The organism is Nonomuraea deserti (assembly GCF_004348685.1).
Lineage (GTDB): Bacteria > Actinomycetota > Actinomycetes > Streptosporangiales > Streptosporangiaceae > Nonomuraea > Nonomuraea deserti.
Window position 1 is genome coordinate 43,567 of sequence record NZ_SMKO01000013.1, and the last position, 26,151, is coordinate 69,717.

Consider the following 26,151-nt stretch of genomic DNA (forward strand, 5'->3'; position numbering starts at 1 on the left):
CCGAGGTCGCTCCTCCTGGTGGGAACAGACCCTTGACAGGCGACTCTGCGCACATCATTCTGAGGCCAGCCCATGGTGACCACTGTACGGACGAGTGTCCGCCTGACGCGCGGACGCGTGCCCGACGGTGGTCTCGTGCCCTCCAGCGCATAGGAGCGCCAGATGAGCAGCACCACAGAGCGCCCTCAGGGCGGCGCCTCCCAGCAGGTGACGAAGGCCTCCGTCGCGATCGGGTTCGCGGTCCTGTGCGCGTCGTACATGCTCAACGCGATGGACCGGCAGATCTTCTACCCCCTCCTGCCCGAGATCCGGACCGAGCTCGGCTTCTCCCTGGAGCAGGGCGGGCTGCTGGCCACCGGCTTCACGCTGGGGCTCGCGCTCGCCGGGCCCCCTGCCGGCTACCTGGCCGACCGGCTCTCCCGCAGGACGATCATCGTCATCAGCGTGCTGGTCTACTCCATCGGCACGCTGGCCATCCCGCTCGCCGTCGGGTTCGTAGACATGAGCATCTACCGCCTCGTCTCGGGCGTCGGCGAGGGCGTCCAGGCCACCGCACTCTACGCGGTGATCGGCGCGTTCTTCTTCCACCGGCGCGCGCTGGCCGCGGGCGTCGTGGGCGTGGCGTTCGGACTGGGCGTCTTCCTCGGCCCGCTCGTCGGCACGGGGCTCGCCGAGAGCTCCGGCACCTGGCGCACGCCGTTCTTCCTGTTCGCCGCCGCGGGTCTCGCCATGAGCCTGCTCATCGCGTTCACCGTGTCACGCAAGATGACCGAGGCGGTCACCGGAGCGGCCTCACAGGCCGACGCCGCGGCGTACGAGCACGTGCCGGCCTCCCCCTACAACCGCAACACCCTCGGCGTGGGCATCGCCTGCGCCGTGTCCGGCCTGGTCTTCTACGGCTATCTCGGGCTTTACCCGACCTTCCTCCGCGAAGCGCTCGGCTTCACCGCGGACCAGGCGGCCTTCGCGGTGTCCATGGGCGGTCTGGGCGCCATGATGGCCCTGCCGGCCGGCTGGCTGGGCGACCGGTTCAACCAGGCCCGCCTCCTGATGCTCGCCATGGTCGCCACGTCGGTCACCGCGTACCTCATGTACCAGGTCGCGACCGCGCCGCCGGCGCAGTACCTGCTCTCGTTCCTCATGGGCACCTTCGCCAGCGGCTTCCTGTTCACCAACTGCTCCACCGCCATGCAGCGGGCCGTCCGCCCGCACCACGTCGGCCGGGGCGCGGGGCTGTTCATCCTCACCTACTACGTCGCCGCCGCCTTCTCCGGGCTGCTGTTCGCCCGTCTCGTCGGCGCGCTCGGCTGGGACGGCGCCGGCCTCTGGCAGCTCACCCTCCTGCCCGTGCTCGGCGTCGCGGGCCTCCTGCTGGTCGATCCCGCCAGGATGATCCTGCGGCGGTAGGCCGGTCCGGCTCCAGAACGGCGGTGTCCCGGTGGACACCGCCGTTTTGCGTGATAAATCCGGCGCTAAACGTGGGATCAGCATCCGCCTGCTCAAATAATGGCCAAGGAAATGTTGCCGAGCGGCGCGGTGATTTCGCCCTTCACGTATTCGATTTTCGCCGGGCGGTGGAGCTACGATCAAGGCGCTCGCTGCGGGATTGTTCGCGTATTGCCTAGGAAAGCCCCTGCTCAACGCCTATGCCGCGGCTGGTTGCCGAAAAGGTGACTATGGGCTTCATGGGTGGACCGGATTGGCCGATTGAAGGTCAGTCCGGTCGAACGAGCTACGTCCGGAGAAGCAGTGGCTGTTAGCGTTGGGGGCGACCGCCGGGCCGCGCGGCCGGCGGGGCGTCGGAGCTCACGACTATGGCGAGCAGCTCAGCCACTCGTCCTGGCCGGCGTCGACCTTTTGTGCATGGCCTTCACCGCCGCCCAGGTGGGCCGGGGCATCCCGCCCGTCGTCGTCGCGGGCGTCCTGGTCGTCGTGCTCAACGGCCTCGGCCGGGTGTACGCGCCGCGGGTCCTGCCCTCCAGCCTCGACCGTGGCGGCTGGATCGCGGGATCCGGCTTCGTGGCCGCCTGCGTGGCCTTCAAGGAGTCGGCGTCGTTCGTCACGATCGCGCTGTGCGCGCTGCTCTACACCTTCCTCGCCGTGTGCGGCAGGAGCATGCTCGCCTTCGCGGTCCGCAGAGCGCACCAGTACGCACGGTCGGCGCCCACGCTGGTGATCGGCGCGGGACCGCACGGTCACCGGCTGGCGGAGAGCCTGCTCGCCCACCCGGAGTACGGCCTGCTCCCCCTGGGCTTCCTGGACGAGGCGGCCGGAGACGACCCCGGCCTGCCCGTGCTCGGCCGCCCCAGCGAGGTCGCGCACATCATCCAGGCCTACGAGGTGCGCGCGGTGATCCTCGCGGGTCAGGGGCAGCAGCCGATCGCGCGGACGGCGCGGGCGTTGGGCTGCGACGTGTACCTCGCGCTCGACCTGAGCGAGCTGATCGTCGACTTCGTCACGCTGCGCGAGCACGTACGCGGTTTCCCGCTGCTCCGCATGCGTCCCGCCGCGCAGCACAGCGCGCTCTGGCCGCTGAAGCGGGCACTCGACATCACGATCGCGCTGACCGGCCTCATCCTGACCGCGCCCGCCCTGGCGCTCTGCGCGCTGATCATCCGCGCGGAGGTCGGCCAGAGCCCGCTGTTCCGGCAGCGGCGGGTGGGCTACCAGGGGGAGCCGATCGAGGTGATCAAGCTCAGGACCATGAAACCCGCCGACGCGCACGAGTCGGCGACCCTGTGGAGCATCGCCCACGACAGCCGGGTCGGCCGGGTGGGCAGGCTGCTGCGCAGGACGTCGGTCGACGAGCTCCCGCAGTTGTGGAACGTTCTCAAGGGAGACATGAGCATCGTCGGCCCCCGGCCGGAACGCCCGCACTTCGTCGACGAGTTCTCCCGGACCGTTCCCGGCTACGGCCTGCGCCACCGGATGCCGGTCGGGATCACCGGGTGGGCCCAGATCCACGGCCTGCGCGGCGACACCTCGATCGAGGACCGCGCCCGTTTCGACAACCACTACATCGACGGGTGGTCCATCGGCGCCGACATCAAGATCATGATGCGGACCCTGTGGTCCCTGCTCCGGCTGGGCGGGAGCTGACCCTTGAAAGCCCTTCACCGACCCAGCCTCGTGGCGGCCGCGACCGTGCTCCTGACCTGCCTGCCGGCGGGGCTCGACGGCCCCTTCGCCGAGGTGCGGGTGACGGCCGCCGACGTCGCCTCCGTCGCGCTGGCCGCCGTCGCGCTCGCCCTCCTGGTCGCGGGCCCGCGCGCGGCCGAACTGCCCGCCCGCGCGCTGGTGCTCGCACCCGTCGCGGGCGCGGCCGCCATCGCCGTGCTGGCCTCGCCCGACATGCTGGCGAGCGTGCCGGGCTACCTCAGGTACGTCCAGGTGTTCGTGATCGTCCCGCTGGCCGTCATGGTGACGGTGCGCGACCGCGCCGACGGCCTGATCGTGGGCGGGGCCGTCGTCGGCGCCGCGCTCGTGCAGGGCGTGGTCGGGTGCGTTCAGACGCTCACCGGCACCGGGGCGTCGTACGCCGGAGAGCGGGTGCGGGCCGTCGGCACGTTCGGCGCCCTCGACGTCATGGGCATGGCGAGCGTGGTCAGCTTCGGCGCGATCATCCTGCTGGGCGTGGGCCTCGCCGTACGCGGCCGGTGGCGCGCCGCCGCGCTCGCGGGCGCCGCCCTGCTCTGCGTCCCCCTCGCCCTGTCGCTCAGCCGGGGCGCCTGGCTCGCCCTGCTGTGCGCGGCACTGGTCATGCTCTTCATGCGCAGCCGGGTGCTCGCCGCCCGGGTGCTGCTCGCCGGCGCCGCCGCCGGGATCGTGCTCGTCGCCGGCCTCGGCACGGGATCGGACGTGCTGGGACGGCGGGTCGCCTCGATCGCCTCCGCCGTGACCCAGCCCGACCAGTCGCTGAGCGACCGGTACACCCTGTGGCGCACCGCCGCCGGCATGTGGCTCGACCACCCGCTGACCGGGGTCGGCCCGCGCCGGTTCGCGGAACTGCGCGACACGTACGCGCCCATCGAGCTGTCGTCCGGCAGCGACACCGACGACCCGGTGCACGGCTTCCAGCGCCGGCCGCTGCTCTCCCCGCACAACATGTACCTGCTGACCCTCAGCGAACAGGGCCTGCTCGGGCTGGCCGCCCTGGGCGTCTGCCTGGGGGCCATGGCGTGGTGGGCGGTCCGAGGGGGCGCGGTGATCGCGGCCGGGCTGCTGACCTGGCAGCTGGCCGACTTCGTCTACGGCGACATCGGCGGCCCTCCGACGCTGGTCATGTCGGTCGTCCTGGGACTGGTCCTGTCGCGCGTCACCAGGGGCGCGGCGCTGCCGCCGCTGAGCGGCGCCCCGGGCGGGCACGGCGGGGACCGATGACGACGGCCACCTCGCCCGCGGTCAAGGCCGTCAGCGTCACCGCGCTGCTCATCGGGCTCGGCTCGCTGCTCGGCTTCGTCCGCGACCTGCTGCTGGGCACGACGTTCGGGGCCGACGCCGGCACCGACGCGTTCCTCGTCGCCTGGACGATCCCGGAGACCGCGGCGCCCCTGCTCATCGAGGGTGCGATGGCCTTCGTGCTGGTCCCGCTGTTCAGCCGGGCGGTGGAGGCGGGCGACGACCCGCGGGTCCTGGTGTCGTCGACGTTGCCGTATCTGTGTCTCGCGCTCGCGGCGCTGAGCGCGGTGGCCGCCGCGGGCGCGCCGTGGCTGGTCGGCGTGCTCGCCCCCGGCATACCGAGGGCCGACCTCGCGGCCGACTGCATGCGTGTCGCCTCGGTCACGATCCTGACGTTCGGGCTGGCCGGGTACCTCAGCGCGGCACTCCGCTCGCACCAGGCGTTCGCGCCGCCGGCCGCCATCTACGTCGCCTACAACCTGGGGATCATCGTCTGCCTGTGGTCGCTGCGCGACCAGGGCGCGTACGGCGCCGCGGTGGGCGTGGCCGTGGGCGGCGTGGGCATGGTGCTCGTCCAGGCCCCGGCGTTCGTCCGGCGCTTCGGCCCGCCCCGCCGCCCCACCCGCGGGGTGCCGCTGCCCCTGGCCGCGTTCCTGCCGATCGCGATCTTCACGCTCGCGCGCCAGAGCCAGGTCTTCATCGAGAGGTTCGTCGGTTCCTCGTTGCCCGAGGGGTCGATCTCGCACCTCAACTACGCGCAGAAGATCGCGCAGGTGCCGATGGTGCTGTCGCTGATCGTGGCGACGGTGACCTTCCCCGACCTGGCCCGCGCCGTCGCCGCCGGTGACGGCGCGCAGGCGCGCAGGCGGCTGGTCGGGGACCTGGTCGCCGCCTCGGCGATCGTGCTGCCCGCCACGGCGGCGCTGCTGGTCTGCGCTCCCGACGTCGTGGCCGTCCTGCTGCGGTACGGCGCGTTCACCGAGGCGGACACCGCCGCCACCGCGCGGATCATGCAGGTGTACACGCTGGGGCTGCTCGGCCAGGCGGTGGTCGGGGTCGTGTGCCGTACGTACTTCTGCGGGCCCCGCGCCTCCTGGTACCCGGCGCTCGCGATGGCCGCGGGGCTGGCCGCGACGGCCGTGCTGGCCCGGCCGGCGTGGGGGGTCACGGGGCTGGCCGCGGCCAACGCGGCCGGGATCACGCTGACCGGCGTGGTGCTGCTGGCCGGGCTGCGCAGGCGCGTCGTCGCCCTGCCGCTGCGCGCCGCCGCCACGCCCGTCGGCGTGCTGCTCCTGGCCGCCGCGGCGGCCGCCGGAGCGGGCTGGGCGACGCGGCCGCTGCTGGCGGACCTGCCGCGGCCGGCGGCCCTGGGCCTGACCTGCGCCGCGATCGCCGCCGCCTTCTGCGCCGTCGCGGCCCTCGCGGGGGCCACGACCACGCTCACCGAAATCACCCGCTCGATCAGGACGCGAGGTCGCGGATGACCGCCATGCCGTACGTGCTCATGTACCACTCCGTCGAGAAGTGTGACGACGATCCCTTCCAGATCACCGTCTCGCCCGACCGCTTCGACCGGCAGCTGCGCTGGCTGGCCCGGTGCGGCCTGACCGGCGTCTCCATGCGCGAGCTGCTGCGCGCCCACGCGGAGGGTGACGCCGGGCGCCTGGTCGGGCTCACTTTCGACGACGGGTACGCCGACTTCCTCGGCGAGGTCGTCCCCGCGCTGCTGGAGCGCGGGTTCACCGCCACGGTCTTCGTGGTGTCCGACCTGATCGGCGAGCACAACGCCTGGGACGCCGCGGGGCCGCGCAAGCGCCTCATGGACGCCGACGGCGTGCGCCGGGCTGCGCGGCAGGGCATGGAGGTCGGCTCGCACTCGGCCGGGCACCGCTCGCTGACCGGCCTGAGCGAGGCCGACCTCTGGCACGAGGTGACGGCCGGCAAGGCGGCGCTGGAGAACCTGCTCGGCGAGCCGGTGAGCGGGTACTGCTACCCGTACGGGCACGCCGGCGCGCGCGAGGTGGACGCCGTCCGCAGGGCCGGCTACGGCTACGGCTGCGCGATCTGGAAGTCCGAGCTCAGCGGCCGCTACGCGCTGCCGCGTACCTACGTCGGCGAGCGGGACGGCGCGCTGCGGTTGCGCGCCAAGCGGATGCGTCACCGGGTCCGGTGGGGCTGGTGAAGGTCCTGCATGTCATCACCGGTCTGGCGGCGGGCGGCGCGGAGCAGCAGTTGCGCTTCCTGCTGCCGCACCTGCGGGCCCGGTGCGACGTCGCGGTCCTCACCGGCTCCGGCGTGGTCGCGGACGCCATCGCGCGTACCGGCGTGCCCGTCCACCAGGTCGGGATGCGCGGCAACCGGGACCTGCGGGCCGTCGGGCGGCTGGCCCGGCTCATACGCAGGCACCGCTACGAAGTGGTGCACACCCATCTGTACCGCGCCTGCGTGTACGGCAGGCTGGCCGCGCGGCTGGCGAACGTCCCCGCGATCGTGGCGACCGAGCACTCGATCGGCCGCGAGCACATCGAGGGGCGCCGCCTCACCCGCCCCGTCAGGGCGCTGTACCTCGCCAGCGAGCTGCTCGGGCACCTGACCGTGGCCGTCTCGCCGACCGTGGCCGACCGGCTGGCCGGCTGGGGCGTGCCGCGCTCGCGCATCGTGGTGATCCCCAACGGCGTCGACGGCGGTGCGTTCGGCTTCGACGCGGGGCTGCGCCGGCGCACCCGTCAGCGGCTGGGCGTGCCCGCGCACGCCTTCGTGATCGGCGGGGTCGGCCGGCTGGAGCCGGGCAAACGTTTCGACGCGCTGATCGAGGCCCTGCCGGCGCTCGGATCCGCCGTCCTGCTCCTGGTCGGCTCGGGTTCGTGCGAGCCGCGCCTGCGGCAGCTGGCCGGTGCGGTGGGCGCGGGACACCGGGTGATCTTCGCCGGCGAGTCGACCGACGTCCGGGCGATGTTGTCGGCGATGGACGTGCTGGCCGCGCCGTCGGCGGAGGAGACGTTCGGGCTGGCGGTCGTCGAGGCGCTCGCCGCGGGCCTCCCGGTCCTGTACGACACCTGCCCGGCCGTCGACGACCTGCCGCCGGGTTCGGCGCCCGGGGCCAGGCGCGTCCCGCCGGACCGGCTCGCCGCCGAACTGGCCGCGCTCGCCGCCCGCCCGCCCGGTCGCCTGACCCCGCCCGACGCCGTCCGCCTCTACGACATCCGCCGCCAGGCCGACCGGCTGGAGTCGCTCTACCTGCGCCTGCTGGGCGCCGCACCCACGGAGGATCAACGATGACATGGACCCGGGCCCGCATCATGGGCGTGCTCGCGCGATGGTGGCTGCCGCTGTCCCTGACGCTGGGGGCGGCGGGCGGGGCCGCGTACGCCGTGGCCAGGGACGCCGTCTACGCCGCCGACGCCTACGTCGTGGTGGTGGCGGGTGGCGACCCGGCGCAGGCGATCGACTTCGCCTCCGCCTACGCCCGGATCTCCGCCCACCCCGGCCTGCTTACCGGCGACGAGACCGAATGGGGCAGCCTGAGCGTGGCGGCCTCCCCGGACGCCCCGCTGGTGCGTCTCACGTCCGTGGCGCCCACCGGGTGGGAGGCCGCGGACCGCGCCAACCGGGCGGCCACCGCGCTGATCACGTACGCCAACAGGCACGCCACCGACACCCGCGTGCGGCTGGCGCCCTTCGCCAGCGCGTCCATCCCGACCCACCCCTCGGCCCCGGTGCCGCTGGTCAGCGTGGCCGTCGGCGCTTTCGGGGCGGGCCTGGTCGCCGGCCTGGTCCGCCTGGCCGCGCCGCAGGCGCTCCGGCAGGCGCGGCGCGAGCCTGCGCCGGTGCTGAGCGGGGCGGAGGCGTGAGCGCCGCGACGCCCGGCGCGTCCACGTCGAACAGCGCGCCGCCGCTCTCGCCCTCGCGCACCGCGCGGATCACGCTGCGGGTCGTGCCGCGGAACGCGCTCGCGGGGCTGTCGGAGGACTGGGCCGACCTGTACGCGCGCAGCTCGGCGGCCACGCCGTTCCAGTCGTACAGCTGGCTCTGCTCCTGGTGGCGGGCCTATGGAACCCCGGGGCGGCTGCGGGTGTTCCTGGCGTACCGGGGCGGGCGGCTGGTCGCGGCGGCGCCCCTCAGGCTGGAGTACCGGCTGGGCTGCCGGGTGCTGACGCCCGTCGGCGGCGGGCAGTCCGACTTCACGGACATCATGGTGGACGACGCCGAGGGGGACGCGGGCCTGCGCGAGTTGCGCGCCGGGCTGCTCGCCCAGCCGGGCTGGGACGTGATCGACCTGCCCGAGGCGCGGCCGGGCGCGGCCGTCCTGAGGCTGGCGGGGCTGTGGGGCGGAAGGGCCTGGACCCTGCCCGCGTCCACCTGCCTGCAGCTGCCGGGACGGCCGATCGAGCAGGTGATGGCCGGGCTCAACAGCCGGCGGGCGCGCCGGCTGCGGACGGCGTTGCGCAAGCTCGACGCGATGGACCTGTCGGTGGACGTGGTCGAGCCGGACCGCGTCGAGCACTCGGTGACCGAGCTGCTGCGGCTGCACACCCTGCAGTGGGAGAGCCGGGGGATCAACGTGCAGCACACGCAGCCGCAGTTCATGGACCACCTGACGCGGGCCACGCGGTCCCTGGTGGTGGAGGACCGCGCGGTGTTGAAGGAGTTCAGGGTACGCGGGCGGCTGCGGGCCTGCGATCTGACCGTGGTCGGCAAGGACTTCGTGGGCGGCTACCTGTACGGCGCCGATCCGGAGCTGCGCGCCGAGGCCGACGTCCTCACGATGTTGCTGCGCGACAACCTGGAGACGACCCACCGGCTGGGCAGGCCGGTGCTGAGCCTGCTGCGCGGCGACGAGCCCCACAAGGCGAAGTTCGGCTGCGAGGCGGTCGTCAACCAGCGGGTGATGCTCGGCCGCGGCGTCCGGTCCGCCGCCTACGCCGCGAGCGCCGGCGCCCGCGCGGCGGGCCAGGAACTGCTGAAGCGGCGCTGCCCGCGGCTGGCGGAGAGGTTCGCGTCATGGCGGTGACGCCGCGCGTCCTGCACGTCACGCAGCCGGTGGACGGCGGCGTCGGCGCCTACGTGGCGACGGCCGCCGCCGATCAGGCGCGGCGGGGCTGGCGGGTCGCGGTCGCCTGCCCGCCGGCCGGTCCGCTGGCCGGCGAGCTGGCCGGCCTGGGGGTGCCCTGCCTGGCCTGGGCGGCGACCCGCGCGCCGGGGCTCGCCGACGCCGGGCAGGCGGCCCGGCTGGCGCGGATCGTCAGGGAGTTCGGCCCCGACGTGGTCCACCTGCACTCGTCCAAGGCCGGGCTGGCGGGCAGGGCAGCGCTGCGGGGACGGGTGCCCACGCTCTTCCAGCCGCACGGCTGGTCGTGGCTGGCGGCCCGCGGCGCGCTCGCCCCCGCGGCGCTGGGCTGGGAACGGCTGGCCGCGCGCTGGGCCGACCTGGTGATCTGCGTCGGTGCGGGCGAAGCGGCGCTGGCCAGGCGGCACGGCGTGCCCGCCGAGCTCGTGGTGGTGCGCAACGGCGTGGACCTGCGCCGGTTCCGGCCCGCCGGCCCGGGGGAGCGCGCGGCGGCCCGCGCGGGCCACGGCATCCCGGAGGGGACGCCGCTGGCGGTCTGCGTCGGCAGGGTCACCCGGCAGAAGGGCCAGGACCTGCTGCTGTCGGCGTGGGAGCGGGTGGCCGCGCGCGACGGCGCGGCCCGGCTGGTCGTCGTCGGCGACGGCCCGCTGCTGCCCGCGCTGCGGGCGCGGGCCGTGCCGCGCGTTCACTTCGCCGGCGACGTGGCCGACGCCAGGCCCTGGTACGTCGCGGCCGACGTGGTGGTGCTGCCCTCCCGCTGGGAGGGGTTGCCGTTCACGGCGCTGGAGGCGCTGGCCACGGGACGCTCCCTCATCGCCTGCGGGGTGCCGGGGATCTCGGAGCTGGTGTCCGCCGGAGTCGGCGCGGTCGTCGCGCCCGGCGACGTGGCGGCGTTGGCCGAGGCGCTGCTGCTCAGGCTCGGGAGCCCTTCGCTCGCCGCCGCGGAGGGGTCGGCCGCCGTGGCGCTGGCGGGCGGGTTCGACGTGGGCCGGTCGATGGACGCGCTCGCCTCGTGCACGCTCGGGCTGCTGGGGGTCGGTACGGGGAACGGGCGGCGATGCAGCCGCTCGCGGAAGACCTCCGCCGAGCGCGGGTTCGATGAGCACTGCCAGATGCCGTGAGGACAGTAATCGGAGATCGAGTGATAGAGCACGTTGTGACTGTCGATCCAGTCGAGCATCCGGCGCACGTAGTCGGGCCGGTCGCCGTGGCGGAACAACCCCCACTCGGGGAACGAGATGGCCTTGCCGTGCTGGGCGGCGAAGTCGGCGTGCGCCTGCAGCCCGTACGGCTGGTTGACGTAGTCGGAGAAGTCCTGGCCGGGCCCCTGGTCGTAGCTGTCCATGCCGATGATGTCGACGACGTCGTCACCCGGGTAGCACTCCGTCCAGGGGATCGCGTCGAGCCCGCGGCTGGGCGCGAAGTCGAAGCGGAACCGCTGGCCGGGCGCCGCGCGCATGGCCGCCACGATGCGCCGCCAGTACTGCTTCCACGCCTCCGGGTTCGGCGCGCAGCGGCTGGAGTAGGTCGTGCCGTTCATCTCCCAGCCGAGCACGATGATCGTGTCGCCGGCGCCGGCGGAGACCAGCTTCCTGCCGAGCTCCCCGAAATGGTGGTCGTGGTCGCCGCGCGCGCCCTCGGCCAGCCGCTGCGCCACTTCCGCGTCGGGCATCCCGGACTCGTTCGGAGCGATCATCGGCACGTTCAGCGCCAGGACCCGGTCCGGCTCGGCGGCTCGCCAGCGGGTCCAGGGGCCGAGGACGAACTCGGCCCCCTCGATCGACTCCCAGGTCTCGCCGGGCAGGTAGGTGCGTCCCACCGTCACGCTGCTCTTCAACCAGGACTCGAAGCGTTCCAGGTGCACGGGGCCGCGCGAGTCGGAGCCCAGGAAGACACCCAGCGCCGCGCCGTGACCTCGCCGGTCGTCCGGCGGGTCGTCGCCCCATGCGCCCAGGCCCAGCCACACCGCCGCCGCGATCGTGACGATCGCCAGCGAACAGCGCAGATAGCCCTTTCTCATCACCATCGCATATCCCCCGTCGGAGTTTTCCCTCATTCCCTACACCCCGAATAACGGCCGATCGGATACTCAACCTGCGATTTGCCGGATCAATAGCTTTTCGTAAGGAGTAGGACGTAAATCATGCTCGATTGCACCGTCCCGGCGCTCGTGCTGCGACTGGACTCCAATGTCTTTCATCACGGGACGCTCGGCGCCATTCGCTCGCTCGGCAGGGCCGGAGTGGAGGTGCACGGGCTCGTCGAGGGCGCGCACGCGCCGACGTACCGCTCCCGGTATCTGGCGCGGATGCACACGTGGTTGCGCGGCCGGGACACCGTTCAGGCGCTCACGCGGGCCGCCGACCGCATCGGACGCCGGGCCGTGCTCCTGACGCTGGACGACGCGGGGGCCATCGCCGTCGCCGAGCACGCGGCCGATCTGCGTCCCTTCTACCTCATGCCCGACCAGACGCCCGGCCTGCCGCGCACGCTGGCGGACAAGCGCCTGCTGCACCAGCTCTGCTCCACGCTCGGCGTCGTCCAGCCGGAGACCCGCCTGATCACGGGCGCAGGCGACGCGGCGGCGGCCGTCGCCGACTTCGGGCTGCCGCTGGTCGCCAAGTGGGCGCAGCCGTGGCTCCTGCCCGCGGGCACGGGGCTGCGCAGGACCAGTCTGGTGCGCAGGGGCCAGCAGGTGGAGCGGCTGCTCCAGCACGTGGAGGGGCGCGAGCTGCTGTTCCAGCGCTTCGTGCCGGGAGGGCCGGGCGCGGACTGGTTCTTCCACGGCTATTTCGACGAGAACTCGCGCTGCCTGTACGGGGGCGCGGGACGGAAGGAGCGCGCCTACCCGAGAGGCGCCGGGCTCACCACCTGGGGACGGTGGCTGCCCAACCCGGTCGTGGAGGGCGCGGCGCGCGAGCTCGCGGTGACACTGGGGTATCGCGGGGTCGTCGACATCGACTTCCGCCACGACCCGGCGGCGAACATCTACCACCTGCTGGACTTCAATCCCCGGCTCGGCGCCCAGTTCCGCCTGTTCACCGACCGCGACGGCCTCGACCTCGTGCGCGCCGCCCACCTGCATCTCTCCGGCCGGTGGACGACGCGGGGCCGGGCCGGTCACGGACGGACGTACGTGGTGGAGAACTACGACCTCTTCACGGCCGGCCCGAAAAGCCTGCGCGCCCTGTGCGCGGCCGATGAATACGCCTGGTTGTCGGCCGACGACCTCCGGCCTTTCGTGGGAATGGCCGGACAGACGATAAAGCGTGGTTTCGCCCGGCTCGCCGGGCCGCGGAAATGACGATGGAGGAAATTTGCGCACGCCGGTGATTGACGTGGCGATCGTGGGCGCGGGCCCGTACGGGCTTTCCGTGGCGGCTCACGCGCTGGGCGCGGGACTCGACGTCCGGATATTCGGAAAACCGATGCGGGCGTGGGAATTCCACATGCCCCGTGGAATGCTGCTGAAGTCGGAGGCGGCCGCGTCCCATCTCGGCGACCCCGAGCGGCGCTACGGCCTCGACGCCTTCCACCGCTACGCGTACGGCGAGCCGGTGCCCGTGGAGCGGTTCGCCGCGTACGGCAAGTGGTTCCGCGCGCGGGCGGTGGGCCAGGCCCTGGACGAGTCGGAGGTGACGGCCGTCGGCTCCGAGGGGCACCTGTTCGCGCTCTCGTTGTCGTCGGGGGCGTCCGTGCTGGCCAGGAGCGCGGTGCTGGCCGTGGGGCATCTGCCCTTCGCCCACCGGCCCGGCGTCCTGGCCGGGCTGCCGCCCGAGGCGGCCACGCACAGCTGCGACCATCACGATCTGGGCGCGTTCGCGGGCCGCGACGTGACCGTGCTGGGTGCGGGGCAGTCGGCGCTGGAGACCGCGACGCTGCTGGCGGAGGCGGGGGCGAGCGCCCGCATCGTGGCCAGGGCGGACGCGCTGGCCTGGAACGACGTCCCAGCGGAGCGGCGCTCGCTCCTCGACCGCGTACGGGCGCCCCGGTCCAGGCTCGGCGGCGGCTGGCCCTCCGTGGCCTGGTCGCGGTTGCCGGGCGCGATCAGGTACCTGCCGGACGCGACCCGCGACCACATCGTGCGCAACACGCTCGGACCCGCCGGCTCCTGGTGGTTGCGGGACCGCTTCGACGGCGCCGTCAAGGTGATCCTGGGCACGCGGCTGACCGGCGCCGAGCACGGTGACGGCGTCCGGCTGCACCTGAGGGACCTGTCGGGAGCGGCCGGCACGCTCGACACCGAGCACGTGATCGCGGCCACCGGCTACCGGGTGGACGTGGAGAGGATCGCGATACTCCGGGAGGACCTGCGGCGCGCGGTGGCGTCGTCGGGCCCCGCGCCGCGGCTCAGCGCCACCTTCGAGACGCCCGTCGCCGGGCTCCACCTGGTCGGGCTGGCGGCGGCGGCCACGTTCGGGCCTTCCATGCGGTTCGTGTGCGGGTGCGACTTCGCCGCCCGCCGCGTGACCAGGGGTCTCGTGAGCCGCCTGCGCGGAGCGCGGCGTACGGCGAAATTGCCGATGTCTTGACCGTGTCCCGCCGCCCGCGGATCAGGCAGGACGGTAGATCTGGATCACCAGCTTCGGGGGAGCAAGAATGGCTTTTCGCGTGATGGTGGCCTGCACGGCCACGGCGTTCGTCGGCGTCTCGGGGGTCGCTCCCGTCGCGCGTGCCGACAGCGCGCCATCGTCGTTCACCAACTCGACCACGGTGGCCTCGGGCCGCACGCCGTCCGGTGTGACGGTGACGGTGCGTAAGGAGATGATCGGGACGGCGCGGGTGGCGTCGGCCGAGGCGTCGTCCGCCAACCCCGCGGCGCCCGACGACGAATACCTGGTCCCGGCCAACACCAAGACGTCCGCGGGTTTCGTCGACCTCTACGAGGGCTTCGCGGCCGAGGACGGCGAGTGGAGCGACGTCGCCCTGCTGACGTTCACGTTCTCCAGGCCCGTACGCGACCCGCGGCTGCACGTGTTCGGCACGGGCGGCGCCTCGGGCGAGTCCAGGAAGCGCCGCGACGACTACTGGCCCGCCGTCGAGCTGGTCGGCGGCGTACCTGCCAGGCCCACCTTCTCGTGGGCGGCCGGGTTCCCCGGGTACCGCGTCACGAGCGACGCGATCACCCCGGAGAGGGTCTACTCCGCCCGTTCCACGACCTGCGGGGTCGTCTACACCTGCGGCACGGCCAAGGTGAACGGCACGGTCAGCACGTTCACGGTCAAGCTGAAGGCGCATGACGTGCGCCACGGGCGTGGCGGGTCCATGCCGCAGTTGTGGGCAGCGTTCAAGCTGTCGCTGGCCGAGGACGTCTCCGACGCGCCCACCTCGTACGGCGTGGCCTCCCACGCGATCACCGACTCCCATCTGGGGTGGTCCGTCAGCGACGACCACACCGGCGCGGTGAGCATGACCCCGCGCGCCCTGCCCCTGGACACGGGCGACGACGCCATGGAGGCCGGGGAGGAGCGGAGCGTGCTCAGCGGCCGGAGGTGCAGGATCTCGGTGCCCGTGACCGCGGGATCGCCGTCGAAGGTCGCCGGCTGGATCGACTTCGACCGTGACGGCCGCTTCGACGCCGACGAGCGGGCCACCACGCTGGCCGACGAGGGCGCCACGGACGCCGAGCTGACCTGGCTCCTTCCCGAGTCGCTGCCGGCCGGCCCCGTCTGGATGCGGCTGCGCCTGGTCGCAAGGGCGGAGTCCGTGGACTCGGCGACGGGCTGGGCCGACAGCGGCGAGGTCGAGGACCACCAGATCCAGTTCGTCGAGTGAGCCTCGTGACCGCCGCCGACAATTAGGCGAGATGTCACCCGTGTCACAACTTGCACGCGTAACGTGTCACGCATCCCTTACCTCACATGTCAAGGAGATGCGATGTTGCGTCGAACCCTCGGCGTGCTGGTCGCGGCAGGAACCATGCTGCTGGCGGCCGCTCCCGCTCAGGCGGCCGGCCGGCCGGAGCCGCTGCCACGTGCCCACGCGCACAACGACTACGAGCACGAGCGGCCGCTCCTTGACGCGCTCGACCACGGGTTCACGAGCGTCGAGGCCGACATCTACCTGGTGGACGGCGAACTGCGGGTCGGGCACGACCCCGAGGACCTGCGGCCCGGCCGCACGCTGCAGTCGCTCTACCTCGACCCGCTGATCCGCCGGGCCCGCCACGGAAGCGTCTTCCCCGGCACCCGGCAGCGGCTCCAGCTGCTCGTGGACATCAAGAACAACGGGGAGGCCACGTACACCGAGCTCGACCGGGTGCTCAAGGCGTACAAGAGGATGCTCACCACCTACCACAAGGGCAAGGTGCGGCCCGGCGCGGTGACCGTGGTGGTCAGCGGCGAACGGCCGCGCGAACTCATGGCCGGCCAGGATCGGCGCTACGCCTTCTACGACGGCCGCATGGACGACTTGGGGCAGGGCAACCCGGGCCTGATCCCGCTCATCAGCGACAACTGGACCAACCACTTCAGCTGGCTGGGCGAGGGCGAGATGCCCGACGCGGAGCGGGCCAAGCTGCGCCAGATCGTGGCGACCGCCCACCGCGACGGGCAGAGGGTGCGGTTCTGGGCCACCCCCGACACGGCCGGTCCCGCGCGTGACGCGCTCTGGCGAGAGCTCGTCGCGGCCGACGTGGACCACGTCAACACCGACGACCTGGCGGGACTCCGGGACTTCCTGCGCGAGCACGACCGCGAGCGCGCCGCTGCGTAGGCCCCGCGCGGACCATCATGACCGCCCGGTCGGGCCTGACCGGCCCCGCCGGGCGGTTGGCCGGGGGTGGCAGATGCCGGGATCTGGCTACTCTGTCTGCGATGGACGGCGACCGGGTCATAGGCGGGTACGCGCTGCGGCGCGTCCTCGGCCGGGGCGGCATGGGAGAGGTGCACCTCGCGGCCACGCCCACCGGCGGCCTGGCCGCGGTCAAGCTCATCCACCCCGCGCTGGCCAGGGATCCGGCCTTCCGCCGGCGGTTCGAGCGGGAGGTGGCGGCGGCCCGCCGGGTGGCCAGGTTCTGCACCGCGCCCGTCCTGGACGCCGGCATCGACGGCGACGTCGCCTACCTCGTCACCGAATACGTCAAAGGGCCCGACCTCGCGCAGGCCGTACACGACCAGGGGCCGCTGTCGGGCGGCAACCTGGAGGCGCTGGCGGTGGGCATCGCGACCGCGCTGAGCGCCATCCACGGGGCCGGGGTGATCCACCGCGACCTCAAACCGTCCAACGTGCTCCTTTCGCCGCTCGGCCCCCGCGTCATCGACTTCGGCATCGCCCAGCTCGTGGACAACGACAGCCTGGCCAGCCAGGCGATCCTCGGGACGCCCGCCTTCATGGCGCCGGAACAGGTGCGCGGGGAACCGCTCACCCCCGCCGCCGACGTGTTCGCCTTCGGCGGGGTGATCGCCTTCGCGGGGACGGGACGGCTGCCGTTCGGGGGCGGACCCCCAGGGGAGGTCCTCTACCGGATCATGCAGGACGGGCCCCGGCTGGACGGGCTGGAGGAGGGCATCAGGGGGATCGTGGAGCGTACCCTGGCCAAGGACCCCCGCCTGCGGCCGGGCGCGCAGGCCCTGCTGTCGGAGCTGGTGGGCGGCACCCGGCTCGCCGCCGCCACCGAAGTGGTCGAGCGCACCTGGACGGGCACGGTCCCCACCGGCCCCCGCCCCATCCCGGACACCCGGATCCTGGAGCCCTCCCACGAGCCGCCGCCCCCCGACGGTCACGCCCGACCACGGGACCTCCCAGAAGGCCGGCCTCCCGCCGGGCCTGAGGACCACCCCGAACGTCAGCCTCTCGCCTGGCCGGGGGATCTTCGTGAGGGTCGGCCTCCTGTCGGGCCGGGGGATCACCGCGAGCGTCTGTCTCCCGTCCGGCCTGAGGACCACCGCGAGAGCCGGTCTCCCGAGCGGCCTGGGAATCGTGAGGGCCGGTTCCCCGTCAGGCCGGGGGACGGGCGTGAGGGATGGCCGCCCGACGGGCCCGGAGGCGGCCATGAAGGACGGGCGCCGGTCCGGCCGGGTGCCTGGCGGGGGAAGCGGTGGTGGCCGTGGGTGGCGGGCGCGGCCGTGCTCGTGGCCGCCGTCACCGCCGCCGCGACCGTGCCCGGCCTCTGGCGGGTGAGCTGGCCGTACGAGGCCGGCTTCGGGGAGTCCTGGGCGGTCGGCCCGTCGGAGGGCGGGAACGCCCGGCTGGCGGGCCCGGCGTACGAGCTGACCGTGAAACCGTCATGGCGGTTGTGGAAGTCGGCGCCCCGGCGCGAGCCGGACGGCGGCGTGATCATCAGCGCGAAGGCCACGCTGGAGGAGGGAGCCGGGGAGTACGGTGTGTGGTGCCATGGCTCGGCCCGATCCGGAGATCGTTACGAGTTCGCGGTGAGCGGTTCGGGCAGGGTCACGATCGTCAAGCGCCGTACGGGCACCCGAGGCCAGACCCTGTTCGGCCCGGCGGATGTGGAGAAGGCGGCCGGCAACCGCATCGTGGCGGAGTGCGGCCAGAGCGGGGGCAAGGTGACGCTGCGCATGTGGCTCAACGAACGCCTGGTCGTGGAGGCGTCCGACGCCGACGCTCCCTATGGGCCCGACGAGGCCGGCGTGCACGCGGCCTCCGGCGACGCCGAGCCCGCCCGCGTGCGCTTCGACTCCTTCGCGCTCAGGCCCGTGGGCTAGTGATGCGGAAAGGTGCGTGAACGTGCGGTTCGGTGTGCTCGGGCCGCTGCGGGTCGAGGGCCTGCAGGCGCCGGGGCCGGCCAAGCACCGGGCGTTGCTGGCCGCGCTGCTGCTGGAGGCCCGCGAGCAGGTGCCGGTCGAGCGGCTGATGTCCGTGGTCTGGGACGACCGGCCGCCCGCGTCGGCGGAGTCGGTGCTCAGGGTGTACGTCAGCGCGCTGCGCAAGCTGGTCGACGGCATCCGTACGGTGCCCGGCGGCTACCTGCTGGACGTGGAGCCGGACGACGTCGACTGCCACCGGTTCGAGCGGCTGGTCGCGGAGGCCAGGCGGCGGCGGGAGGAGGGGCGGATCGCGGAGGCGGCCGACGGGTTCAGGGCGGCCCTGGGGTTGTGGCGAGGCCGGGCGCTGGCCGATGTCGAGTCGTCCGTGCTGCGCAGGTCGCACGCCGTGCCGCTGGAGGAGCTGCGCCTGGCGGCGATCGAGGAGCGGGTGCGGCTGGACCTGAGCCTGGGCAGGGGCGCCGAGGTGGTCGGGGAGCTGCGGGCGCTGGTGGGCGCCCATCCGCTGCGCGAGCGGGCGTGGGTACGCCTCATCGAGGCGCTGCACCAGGCGGGCCGCCGGTCCGAGGCGCTCGGGGCCTACCAGGACGCGCGCCGCACGCTGGTCGAGGAGCTGGGGCTGGAGCCGGGCGCCGAGCTGGCCGAGGCGCACCGGCGGGTGTTGTCGGATGAGCAGCCGGGGCCAGCCGGCCGGCGGAGCCGCGAGGACGCGGCGCCGATCAACGAGCTGCCGCCGGACGTCTCCGACTTCGCCGGGCGCCGGCAGGTGCTCGACTGGATCGGCACGGCGGCCCGCGAGCAGGCGGCCGCCCCCGTGCACCTGGTGCTGCACGGCCCTCCCGGCTGCGGGAAGTCGGCCGTCGCCGTGCACGCCGCCGCCGGGATCGAGCGTCCCGGCGGCCGCCTCTACGCCGCGCTCGGCGCCCGGCCGCCCGGCGCCGTGCTCGAGGACCTGCTGCGCTCGCTGGGCTGCCCCGACGGCGCGGTCCCGCCCGCGCTGGACGAGCGGGTCCGGCTCTACCGCAGCATGACGGCGGGCAGGCGGCTGCTCGTGCTGCTGGACGCCGCCGCCGACGAGGCCCAGGTGCGCCCGCTGCTGCCGACGGGTCCCGGCAGCCTGACGCTGGTCACGAGCCGGTCGCCGCTGGCCGGGCTGGAGGCGGCGCGGGCGTACGAGCTGGGGGTGCTCGACGACGACGAGGCCGTGGCCATGCTCGGCGGGGTGACAGGTCACGACCGGGTGCGCGCGGAGCCGGAGGCGGCCCTGCGCATCGTCCGGCTCTGCGGAGGGCTGCCCCTGGCCCTGCGCATCGCCGGGTCCCGGCTGGCCAGGAAGCCGGGCTGGACGCTCGATCATCTCGCGGGACGGCTGGGCGACGAGCGGCGCAGGCTCGACGAGCTCAGCGCGGGCGACCTGGCCGTACGCGGCAGCCTCGCGCTCGGCTACCGCGGTCTCCCCGATCCGGAGCGGCGGCTGCTGCGCGAGCTCGGCGCCCTGTCCGCGCCGGACTTCGCGCCGTGGGTCCTGGGGGCGGACCTGGAACCGCTGGTGGAGGCGGGCCTGCTGCAGTCGCGCGGTCTGGACGAAGCGGGCCAGGAACGTTACGGCTGGCACGACCTGACCCGGCTCTACGCCGCCGAGCGCCTGGCCGAGGAGGGCGGCGGCGCCCGTACGATCCTGGAGGCCAGGGCGGCGACCGTCCTGGAGCGGACGAGGCAGGCCAGGGCCGCCCTCCTGCCCGCGGAGCCGGGCACGGGCCGCACGGAGATCCACCCGCCCGGCCGGACCGGCGCCCCGCCGGAGGCAGCCGACTGGGACGCCGGCTTCAGCCGCTGGCCCTTCACGGGCTCGGCTCTGACAGGCTCGGCTCCTACCGGGGCGGGGCTTGGTGGGCCCGGGCGTGGGTCCGGGCTGGAGACCGGGTGGGCGCGGCGGGAGGCGCGGTGGCTGAGCGCCGAGCGCCGGTTCCTGGTGGCCACCGTCGACGACTTCTATCGGGCCGGCCTGTACGAGGCCGCATGGCGGCTGGCGTTCTACCTGACCCCGCTGTTCGAGCTGGGCGCGCACCACGACGACTGGCACGCCACGACGGCGACCGGCCTCGACGCGGCCAGGGCGGCGGGCCACCGGCAGGGCGAGGCGCTGCTGCTGCGCGGCCTGGCCGATCTGCACAGGGCCGAAGGGCGCACCGAGGCGGCCGCGGCGGCGTTGCGGGCGGCGCAGCCGCTGGTCGAGGGGCTGGAGCTGGCCCGGATCACGTTGCGGCTCGGCCTGGTCCAGACGCGCGCGGACGAGGCCGAGCGGGCCTTCACCCGTGCGCTCCAGGTCTTCGATGAGGCGGGTGACCGGCGCGGCAGGGCCGACGCCTTACGCGCTCTCGGCGCGCTGCGCATGGACGCGGGTCCGCTGGAGGCGAGCCTGGCCGCGTACCGGGAGCTGGGTGACCCGCTGGGTGAGGCGGGGGTGCTGCTCGTGCTGGCCGAGCTCTCCAGGACGGAGGGGGTTCCCGCCGAGGCGGCGGCCTCGGCGCGGGCGGCGCTGAAGACCTTCACCGCGTACGGGGACCGGAGGGGCGCCGCGCAGGCCCTGCTGGCCCTGGCCCGGGCGATGCTCGACCTGGCCGATCTCGAAGGGGCACTTGAGGCCCTTGTGAGTGCTATGGGAGAGTTTGACGGCCTCGGAGATGAACAGGGCAAGGCCGAGGCCCAGCGGCTCGCACAGGAAACGCGCAGGCGACGCGGACTATGCACATCCTGAAGGTCGCTTTCCTACGGTGAGGGTCACATCCCCGAAGACGAAGGTGATCACGATATGCGTAAGACGATCGCGTTGACCCTCGCGGCCGTCGCACTGGCGGGCTGCGGCGTGCTTCCCGGCCAGCCGGGCGGCGGAGGCGAGGAGAGGCAGCCGCGGACCGCCGCCCCGGAGGCGCCGGCGTCCTCCGCCGCGGTCGACCGGCAGAGCCCGCCCGCGGGGCAGCAGAGCGCGCCCCCGCAGGAGACCGAGGCGATCTCCACCCGGGAGACGAACGTGGGCGCCGGCGACACGTACGGCAGGGCCAAGGTCGACATCACCGGGCTGAAGCGCCAGGGCAGGACGATCAGCCTCAACTGGACGGTCACCGCCCTCGACGGGAAGGTCAACCTGCACAACGGCATGAGCGGGGGTCCGCTCGACTACACGGTGGCGGCCGTCTCCCTGATCGACCCGGTCAACGCCAAGCGTTACCGGGTGGCCCGCAACGGCACGGGCGAGGACGCGGAGTGCGTGTGCTCGGGCACGCAGGGCCAGTTCCTGGAGAAGGGCGACTCGTCCACGTTGTACGCGGTCTTCGCCGCCCCGCCCGCCGACGTCACGAAGATCAACGTCGAGATGCCGATGTTCGGCGTGTTCACCGATGTTCCGATCTCTTAGCCTCGCGCTGTCCCTCGTGCTGTCGCCGGCGCCCAGCACGCCTCCGGACGCGACCGGGGCGGTGGAGGACCTGGTGCTGCCCGTGGAGGACGTCATCGGCGAGGTCGAGTCGCTGGACGGCACGCAGAGCGAGACCAAGCAGGGCCGCGAGGTGACGGTCGCGCTCACCAGCGACGTGCTGTTCGAGCTGGACGAGTGGAAGCTGACCGGCAAGGCCGGGCAGCGGCTCGAGCAGGTGGCCGGGAAGATCGACGCTGAGGGCGCGGGCGGCGTCGTCAGGATCGAGGGGCACACGGACGACCAGGGGAGCGACTCCTACAACGTCACGCTCTCGCAGCGCCGGGCGCGGGCCGTCCAGACGGCCATGCGCGGGTTGCTGACCGGCTCTGGCGTGACGCTCCAGGCGAAGGGGTACGGCGAGAGCCGGCCCAAGCTGCCCAACCTGGTGGACGGCAAGCCCATGGAGAAGAACCGGGCCAAGAACCGCCGCGTCGAGATCGTCTTCACCGCCAAGCAGTGATTCCGGGGGTCACTCGCCCTTCACCGCCCCGGCGTCGCTCGCCCTTCACTGCCCCGGCGTCATGGTGGGTCACTCGCCCTGCAACTGCCCCAGCGTCACGGTGATCGTCTCTCTCTTCCCGCCCGAGCGGATGACCCCCACGCGCACCTTGTCGCCGGGTTTGAGCGCCGTGATGGCCTCGGCCAGCTCGGCCATGGTCGGAGTCTCCTCGTCGTTGATCGAGACGATCACGTCGCCCGCCCGGATGCCGGCCTTCTCCGCGCCCCCGCCGCGCTCGACCCTGGCGACGCCCACACCGGCGGGCTGCCCGTCGTCGCCGACGATCGTGCTGCCCCTGATGCCCAGCGCCGCCCGGTGGGTGTTGGTGACCTTGCCGTCCTTGACGATCTGGGCGGCGATGTCGGTGGCGGTGTTGCTGGGGATCGCGAAGCCGATGCCGGGAGCGGCGCCACCGCCGAGGTCGGGGTCCGTGGCGGCGAGGGTCGGGATGCCGATCACCTGGCCCGACAGGTCGACGAGCGCGCCCCCGCTGTTGCCGGGGTTGATCGCGGCCGAAGTCTGGATCGCCCCGGCGATCGTGGCTCCGGGCGAGCCGGCCGACTGCGGTTCCGTGACCGTACGGCCGAGCGCCGAGACGATGCCGTTCGTCACGCTGCCCGAGAAGCCCAGCGGGTTGCCCATGGCGAGGACGATCTGCCCGACCCGCAGGCTCGACGAGTCGCCGAACTTCGCCGGCCGCAGGCCGTCGGGCCGGTCCACCTTGATCACCGCGAGGTCTCCCGCGGGGAACGACTCGACGAGCTCGGCCGGGCGCGGCGGGCCGCCGCTGGCGAGCGTGACCTCCATCTTCTCGGCCTGGCCGACCACGTGCGCGTTGGTGACGATGTGCCCGGCCCTGTCGAACACGACGCCGGATCCGAGGCCCACCTTCGTGGTGATCTGCACGATGGACGGCAGGACGTTCGTGATGACCTGCTCGTACGCCGCCTCGAGCGGGAGCCGCGACACCGTGGGGGAGGCGGTCGGGGAGGCGGTCTCCGCCGGCGAGGTGGCGCCCGTTCCTGTCGGCGCGGCGGCACCCGGTGACGGCGGGGCCGATCCGCAGCCTGCGAGCAGCATCGCGGCGGCCGCCAGTGCTGCGACGAACTCCCTCATACAGGGCTTTGTGCCCAGCTCACGGTGAAAGATACGCTTCTCGGACGTTACGCCTGCTCAGCTTGCCTGTCGGCGTACGCGGCAACGACTCGCGGTATTCGATCACTCGAGGATGCTTCATCCGGGCCAGCCGGGGCTCGCAGTGGCGCAGCAGATCGGCCGTGAGCTCCGCGCCACCCGGGACGCCCGCCGCGGGCTGCACGAGCGCCACCACCTTCTGCCCCCACTCGGGGTCGGGCACGCCGATCACCGCGACGTCCGCCACGGACGGGTGCTCCAGCAGCGCCGCCTCGATCTCGGCCGGATAGACGTTGACCCCGCCGGAGATGATCAGGTCGGTCCGGCGGTCGAGCAGGAACAGGTAGCCGTCGTCGTCGAGATAGCCGATGTCCCCCGGCGTGTACGCCCGCCCGCGCATGGCCGCCGCCGTCTTGCCGGGGTCGCGGTGGTATTCGAACCGGTTGATCCCGTCGACGTACACCTGGCCCGGCGAGCCGGGCGGCACCTCCCGGCCGTCCTCGCCGACGATCGTGAACGTCATGCCGTCCAGCGCCCTGCCGACCGTGCCCGGCCTGGCCAGCCACTCCTGCGAGGACACCATGGTCACCACGGCCGCCTCGGTGGAGCCGTAGTACTCCCACAACACCGGCCCCAGCCAGTCGATCATCGCCTTCTTGACGGCCGGCGGGCACGGCGCGGCGCCGTGGTAGAGGTGGGTGAGGGACGACAGGTCGTACGACTCCCGATCGGGCACCCCGAGCAGCCGGTGGAACATCGTGGGCACCATGAAGGCATTCGTCACCCGGTGCCGCTCGATCAGCCGCAGCGCGCCGGCCGCCTCGAACCGTTCCGGCGCCACGATCGTGTGCCCGAACTGCAGCGCCATCATCGCCTGCCCGTACGGCGCCGAGTGGTAGAGCTGCGAGCACACCAGGTGCACCCCGCCCGCCGGCAGACCGAAGTGCCGCCAGCTCTTGCGCATCAGGATCGGGTACAGCTCCTCGGGCGTCAGGTCCAGCAGCCGCCGCCGCACGCCCTTGGGCCGGCCCGTGGTGCCCGAGGTGTAGAGCATCATCGATCCGGCCCTGCGGTGCTCGGGAGCGACGGCGGGCGAGCCGGTCACGAGCTCGCCGACCGTGAGCGCGTCCGGCGCGATCACCACGGTGGCGCCGCAGTCGGTCACGATGTAGTCGATCTCCTCGGCCGTGAAGTGCCAGTTGACCGGAACCAGGTACGCGCCGATCTGGTAGGTCGCCAGCATCATGGTCAGGGCGTCGAGCCCGTTCTTCAGCACGGTGACCACGCAGTCGCCAGGGCCGGTCCCGCGCGCGGTCAGCCCGTTGGACGCGCGGTTCACCCGGTCGAGCAGCGCTCCGTAGGTGACCTCGTTGTCGCCGAGCAGGGCGGGGCGTTCAGGGTCGTCGGCCGCGATCTCGTAGAAACCCCTCATGTTCGCTGACCTTACAGAATAAGATTCTGCAAGGGGAATAGAGGATTTATGCCTCGCCGGGGTGACGTAATCTCAAGGCCATGGCGGACGTCGGCGACCAGAGACCTGAACATGATCCACCCACCACCCCGTTCCGCAAGATCGTCCTGCCCGCCGAGGAGACGGTCCAGATCGCCCGGCCGTCGGCGCAGGGGTCGTCCACTCCGGTGAAGCCCGCTGGTCAACCCGCGCAGCAGCCCCAGAGCCGGCTCGGCGGCCAGCCGCCCGGGCAGGGCGGCGGCCTGCCGCAGAACCAGCCGCCGGGCCAGGCCGGGAACCAGGCGCCGAACGCCAGGAACCAGGCGCCGAACGCCGGGAACCAGGCGCCGGGCCGGGCTGGTAACCAGCCTCCGAGCGCCGGCAGCCAGCCTCCGAACCCAGGGAACCAGCCTCCGAACCCAGGGAACCAGCCCCCGAACCCAGGGAACCAGCCCCCGAACGCCGGAAGCCGCCCCCCGGGCGCCGCGAACCCGTCCCAGGGCGGCCAGGGTGGTCACCAGCCTCCGCGGCCCCCCTACCAGCCTCCGCGCCAGCCTCCGAACCAGCCGCCACCCGCGCAGCCGTTCATGCAGCCGCAGGCTCATCCGGTGCCGCAGCGCACGGCCAAGCCGGCCTCCCGCGGTCTCGGCGACATCCCGATCAAGGTCGTCTACCTGGCCGGCGCCAGCCTGGCGACCGTCCTGGCCGTGCTGCTGGTCTTCGTGGTCTTCTCCGGCGACGTTCCCGCCAACCAGGAGCAGCCGGAGGAGGTGGTCGCCGTCGCTCCCGTGCCGAGTTCGGCCACCCCGTCGGCGACACCCAGCCCGACCGTCAGCGAGAGCCCGGTCGTGCTGCCGCCGGTGCCGGAGAGCAAGAAGTTCCCGACGCTGTCCGGCAAGGCGGCCAAGGTCACCGGCACCATCACCGACAAGAACACCGGGATCAAATATCCGCGCCTGGGCGCACCGTGGAAGGCCAGGGACTTCCCGCCGTTCTCGATCGCGCAGCGGATCGGCGAGGTGGCCATTCCGCACACGCTCATCGCCTCGGCGAAATACCCCGCCGACGTGCCGGACAAGAAGCCGTCCTCCAGCGCCGACTACCGCGCGATCGCCACGGAGGCGGCCCGCTGGACCATCCGCACGCAATATCCCAAGGGCGCCACGCTCGCGTGGACGGCCTCGCAGAAGATCCCGGTCGGCAAGGGGTGGACGCTCGGCTACAAGGTCACCTACACCTTCGACGGCAAGGAGCAGGTCGCCCAGGCCATGGTGACGGTGGTCGAGGTGGGAAGGACGAAGCCGACGCTGCTCATGGCCTCCATCCCCGAGACGAACAAGGAGCGCTGGCGTGACCTGAGCACCATCGTGAAGCAGGTTCGCCCCCTCTAGGCCAGAAGCA

Annotated in this window: 20 protein-coding genes and 1 pseudogene; 18 read left to right on the top strand and 3 right to left on the bottom strand. The window is 73.3% G+C overall.

Features of this window, described 5'->3' with window-relative positions; genetic code table 11:
* Positions 1-162: 162 nt before the first annotated feature.
* The 9 genes from E1292_RS08225 (at position 163) to E1292_RS08270 (ending at position 10,587) form a co-directional block, all read left to right on the top strand.
* Positions 163-1,407 carry an MFS transporter gene (locus E1292_RS08225; RefSeq protein WP_132593666.1) on the top strand — a complete coding sequence of 415 codons (1,245 nt, stop codon included), beginning with the start codon at positions 163-165 and terminating at the stop codon, positions 1,405-1,407.
* A gap of 456 nt (positions 1,408-1,863) precedes the next feature.
* Positions 1,864-3,099 carry a sugar transferase gene (locus E1292_RS08230; RefSeq protein ID WP_132593668.1) on the top strand — a complete coding sequence of 412 codons (1,236 nt, stop codon included), beginning with the start codon at positions 1,864-1,866 and terminating at the stop codon, positions 3,097-3,099.
* 3 nt (positions 3,100-3,102) lie between these two features.
* Complete coding sequence (locus tag E1292_RS08235) at positions 3,103-4,380, top strand: O-antigen ligase family protein (protein ID WP_132593670.1); 1,278 nt, start codon at positions 3,103-3,105, stop codon at positions 4,378-4,380.
* Positions 4,377-5,882, top strand: coding sequence for a lipid II flippase MurJ (locus E1292_RS08240; RefSeq protein ID WP_132593672.1), 1,506 nt, complete (start codon positions 4,377-4,379; stop codon positions 5,880-5,882). The genes E1292_RS08235 and E1292_RS08240 overlap by 4 nt, the downstream gene beginning before the upstream one ends.
* Positions 5,879-6,580, top strand: coding sequence for a polysaccharide deacetylase family protein (locus E1292_RS08245; protein WP_246089998.1), 702 nt, complete (start codon positions 5,879-5,881; stop codon positions 6,578-6,580). The genes E1292_RS08240 and E1292_RS08245 overlap by 4 nt, the downstream gene beginning before the upstream one ends.
* A complete protein-coding gene (locus E1292_RS08250) occupies positions 6,577-7,677 on the top strand; it encodes a glycosyltransferase (protein WP_132593674.1) in 1,101 nt (366 codons plus the stop codon). The genes E1292_RS08245 and E1292_RS08250 overlap by 4 nt, the downstream gene beginning before the upstream one ends.
* Positions 7,674-8,249 carry a lipopolysaccharide biosynthesis protein gene (locus E1292_RS08255; RefSeq protein WP_132593676.1) on the top strand — a complete coding sequence of 192 codons (576 nt, stop codon included), beginning with the start codon at positions 7,674-7,676 and terminating at the stop codon, positions 8,247-8,249. Before E1292_RS08250 ends, E1292_RS08255 begins: the two co-directional genes overlap by 4 nt.
* The gene (locus E1292_RS52210; protein ID WP_181958201.1) at positions 8,246-9,409 is read left to right on the top strand and encodes a GNAT family N-acetyltransferase; all 1,164 of its coding nucleotides are present in this window, start codon (positions 8,246-8,248) and stop codon (positions 9,407-9,409) included. The genes E1292_RS08255 and E1292_RS52210 overlap by 4 nt, the downstream gene beginning before the upstream one ends.
* Positions 9,400-10,587, top strand: coding sequence for a glycosyltransferase (locus E1292_RS08270; protein ID WP_132593678.1), 1,188 nt, complete (start codon positions 9,400-9,402; stop codon positions 10,585-10,587). Before E1292_RS52210 ends, E1292_RS08270 begins: the two co-directional genes overlap by 10 nt.
* Positions 10,588-10,799: 212 nt before the next feature.
* Here E1292_RS08270 and E1292_RS55385 read toward each other — a convergent pair.
* A pseudogene (locus tag E1292_RS55385) lies at positions 10,800-11,522 on the bottom strand (glycosyl hydrolase); the annotation flags it as partial.
* A gap of 87 nt (positions 11,523-11,609) precedes the next feature.
* Between E1292_RS55385 and E1292_RS08280 the strand changes: the two are divergent.
* The 8 genes from E1292_RS08280 to E1292_RS08315 all read left to right on the top strand — a co-directional run bounded on the left by E1292_RS08280 (position 11,610) and on the right by E1292_RS08315 (position 22,127).
* Positions 11,610-12,770: a carboxylate--amine ligase gene (locus E1292_RS08280; protein WP_132593680.1), complete on the top strand. Its 1,161-nt coding sequence runs from the start codon at positions 11,610-11,612 to the stop codon at positions 12,768-12,770.
* A 13-nt stretch (positions 12,771-12,783) separates the two neighbouring features.
* On the top strand, positions 12,784-13,998 hold the full coding sequence (locus E1292_RS08285; RefSeq protein ID WP_220446732.1) for an FAD-dependent oxidoreductase: 1,215 nt from the start codon (positions 12,784-12,786) through the stop codon (positions 13,996-13,998).
* Between the two features lie 67 nt (positions 13,999-14,065).
* Entirely contained in the window at positions 14,066-15,241 is a 1,176-nt protein-coding gene (locus E1292_RS08290) for a GEVED domain-containing protein (protein ID WP_132593682.1), read from the top strand.
* 102 nt (positions 15,242-15,343) lie between these two features.
* The gene (locus E1292_RS08295) at positions 15,344-16,180 is read left to right on the top strand and encodes a phosphatidylinositol-specific phospholipase C/glycerophosphodiester phosphodiesterase family protein (protein WP_132593684.1); all 837 of its coding nucleotides are present in this window, start codon (positions 15,344-15,346) and stop codon (positions 16,178-16,180) included.
* Positions 16,181-16,281: 101 nt separating this feature from the next.
* Complete coding sequence (locus E1292_RS08300) at positions 16,282-18,132, top strand: serine/threonine-protein kinase (protein ID WP_165974445.1); 1,851 nt, start codon at positions 16,282-16,284, stop codon at positions 18,130-18,132.
* A 22-nt stretch (positions 18,133-18,154) separates the two neighbouring features.
* Positions 18,155-20,950, top strand: a complete 2,796-nt coding sequence (locus E1292_RS08305) for an AfsR/SARP family transcriptional regulator (RefSeq protein WP_246089999.1) — start codon at positions 18,155-18,157, stop codon at positions 20,948-20,950.
* 54 nt (positions 20,951-21,004) lie between these two features.
* On the top strand, positions 21,005-21,607 hold the full coding sequence (locus E1292_RS08310; RefSeq protein ID WP_132593690.1) for a hypothetical protein: 603 nt from the start codon (positions 21,005-21,007) through the stop codon (positions 21,605-21,607).
* Positions 21,591-22,127 carry an OmpA family protein gene (locus E1292_RS08315; protein WP_132593691.1) on the top strand — a complete coding sequence of 179 codons (537 nt, stop codon included), beginning with the start codon at positions 21,591-21,593 and terminating at the stop codon, positions 22,125-22,127. Before E1292_RS08310 ends, E1292_RS08315 begins: the two co-directional genes overlap by 17 nt.
* A gap of 69 nt (positions 22,128-22,196) precedes the next feature.
* Here the strand turns inward: E1292_RS08315 and E1292_RS08320 are convergent, their stop codons facing one another.
* Positions 22,197-23,282, bottom strand: a complete 1,086-nt coding sequence (locus E1292_RS08320) for a S1C family serine protease (RefSeq protein ID WP_132593692.1) — start codon at positions 23,280-23,282, stop codon at positions 22,197-22,199.
* 19 nt (positions 23,283-23,301) lie between these two features.
* A complete protein-coding gene (locus E1292_RS08325; RefSeq protein WP_132593693.1) occupies positions 23,302-24,732 on the bottom strand; it encodes an AMP-binding protein in 1,431 nt (476 codons plus the stop codon).
* Between the two features lie 626 nt (positions 24,733-25,358).
* Between E1292_RS08325 and E1292_RS08330 the strand changes: the two genes are divergently transcribed.
* The gene (locus E1292_RS08330; protein WP_165974439.1) at positions 25,359-26,141 is read left to right on the top strand and encodes an iron-containing alcohol dehydrogenase; all 783 of its coding nucleotides are present in this window, start codon (positions 25,359-25,361) and stop codon (positions 26,139-26,141) included.
* Positions 26,142-26,151 lie beyond the last annotated feature (10 nt).